The sequence below is a fragment of the Thermoactinomyces sp. CICC 10522 genome (assembly GCF_016055075.1).
Classification (GTDB): Bacteria; Bacillota; Bacilli; order Thermoactinomycetales; family Thermoactinomycetaceae; genus Thermoactinomyces_A; species Thermoactinomyces_A daqus.
Map to the genome: position 1 here is coordinate 1 of NZ_JAECVY010000064.1, position 879 is coordinate 879.

The window sequence follows — 879 nt, forward strand, 5'->3', positions numbered from 1 at the left end:
CTAGGGCGTGTCTGGTGAATCACTAATTGAGCCAAATCATCAGGGAAATCAAGGTAATGGCAGCACAAAAATAAACCGCCCGTTTTTCATAGCGCGTGGCAAAGCCACGCCATTGCTTCAGACGGTTAATACAAAATCATGTTTCGACGTGCGTATCGTTCTTTACTGAAGGAGAGAGGACGACCTGGCTTTTTGGACCGGCGCTCAGCCTGATTTTTACGCTCTGGAATCGTGTGGGGAATGCCACGTTTGAGGAGAAGACGCCGGCAAAATGGATAGCTGTAGCCGCGATCTGCAATCAAATGATCCGGCCTCTTACGAGGTCTTCCTTTTCCAAAACGGGGAACACAAATGGAGTCCAGCAATGCTTGTAATTGGGTACAGTCATGCTGTTGACCTGGGGTGATGGTAAAAGCGAGAGGACGACCTTTCCCATCACAAGCAAGATGAATTTTGGTCGTCAGTCCTCCACGGCTCCGACCCAGTGCCTCATTTTGGAAGTGAGGATCCCCCTTTTTTGGGCGCGCCTGCGGCGTGCTGATGAGCTCGGACGATTGTGCTGTCGACGAAAACAACCCAGTCGACATCGGAAACAGCATGGGAGTAGGTTTGGACATACTTCAGCAAGCGATCCCAGGTTCCATCCTTCTGCCAACGAGTAAAGCGATAATAGCAGGTTTTCCAAGAACCATAGCGCTCGGGGAGGTCTCTCCAAGGAGCTCCTGTCCCAAACTTCCAAAGAATCCCGTTTAAAATGGTCCGGTGGTCTTTCCATTGACCTCCACGCTTACCGTTTGAGGGTAACAATGGAGCAATCTTTTCCCAAGCTTCATCCGTAATTTCGTATCGCCGTCTCATCATAGATGTCCCCTTACGAAA

The 879-nt window shown here is 50.1% G+C and carries 1 pseudogene; it reads right to left on the minus strand.

The annotated features are described in order from the left end of the window. Positions 1–22: 22 nt before the first annotated feature. A pseudogene (locus tag I8U18_RS17600) lies at positions 23–858 on the minus strand (IS5 family transposase). Positions 859–879 lie beyond the last annotated feature (21 nt).